Source organism: Streptomyces tyrfis, assembly GCF_037034285.1.
In the GTDB taxonomy this organism is placed as follows: Bacteria; Actinomycetota; Actinomycetes; order Streptomycetales; family Streptomycetaceae; genus Streptomyces.
The window spans coordinates 1-1,172 of record NZ_JBAGJZ010000113.1 but is presented as its reverse complement, the minus strand read 5'-3'; the positions used below and the strand labels follow the sequence as shown (position 1 = coordinate 1,172).

Below are 1,172 nucleotides of genomic sequence, written 5' to 3'. Positions count from 1 at the left end.
GCCCCATGCCGCGTACGGGCTGATCCCACGGGTGAGCAGACGCCATACCCGCTTCCAGAACCCCGGCTTCTCCTCCTCCACCGGAACGGCCGGGACCACGTGAACGTGGATGTCCAGGCTCTGCGGCGGCCCTTGCCACGGGTCCGGGAACGGGGCCGGGCCCCACGGGGGACCGCCCCAGCCCCCGGGCGGAGGAACCGGCGGGGGCGGTGGAGCCGCCCACCAGTCCCCTGCCCCGCCCGTGGCGGTTGTCGCCGGGGGACTGGGCGGGGCGGGGACGGTGGGCGCCGGCACCGTCCCGGCGCCGGCGTGCGAGGCGGGCGGGGCAGCCTGCGGCGGAATCGCGGCGGAGGGAGGTGGGGTCGTGGCGGACGATGCGGTGGCCGGGAGTCCGGGGCGGACCGGCCAGCCTTCTCCGGCCGGGATGACCCGGCCGGACAGGACCTCCCCCTTGGCGGGGTCGGACGCGTGGTCGGGGGTGGGGGGCTTGCTCATCGGCGTGCCTCCTCGCGGCGGCATCCGCCGTTGAGCGCGGCGCACAGCAGTGCGCGGGCCCGCAGTTCGTCGCCACCCACCAGTGTGGGGACGGGCGCGGCGGTGTTGTCGTCGACGGGGCGGCCGGGCAGCCGCGTCCGGGCCGCCGGGCCACCCGTGGTGGCCCGGCGGCGCAGGCGCCAGGAGTGCAGGCGGCGGAACAGCAACACGGTCAGGGCGCGGGTGGTGCGGGTCATCGGCTCCACCACCCACGGCGGTCCTGGCGGGTCCGCTCGGTGTCCTCCCACGCCTGGCCCTTGCGGTCAGCGGCCCGCGCGCCGCGGTGGTGTGCCTCGCGGCGCTTGCGCGTGGTCTTCTCGGAGGCGGACTCGCGGCCGTTGTAGGTGGAATCGGCCATGGCGCGGTCGTTGCCGATCAGTCCGAAGAGCGCCATTACCGGCCCCCCGTCGCCAGATTGGGGGCGGAGGGAACGTGGCATGTCATCCTGGTTCAGCTCCTTGTGAAGAGGGGTGATGACCGGGTGGCTGGCGGGCCGTGGAAAGCGGCCAGCACGCGGTCGGTTGAAGGCCGTGCTCCCGGCCAGGCCCTGAAAGAGCGGGCGGGGAGCACGGTGTACTGCCGGGCGGAACATGGACGTGAGCAGCGCTCACCGGGTCTGCTGACGGATCTGCTCACCG

The 1,172-nt window shown here is 75.2% G+C and carries 2 protein-coding genes; both read right to left on the bottom strand.

What is annotated here, in order from left to right:
* Positions 1 to 491: 491 nt before the first annotated feature.
* Complete coding sequence (locus WA762_RS35410) at positions 492 to 731, bottom strand: hypothetical protein (protein WP_335941702.1); 240 nt, start codon at positions 729 to 731, stop codon at positions 492 to 494.
* Positions 728 to 928, bottom strand: coding sequence for a hypothetical protein (locus WA762_RS35405; protein ID WP_335941701.1), 201 nt, complete (start codon positions 926 to 928; stop codon positions 728 to 730). Before WA762_RS35405 ends, WA762_RS35410 begins: the two co-directional genes overlap by 4 nt.
* Positions 929 to 1,172: the final 244 nt, after the last annotated feature.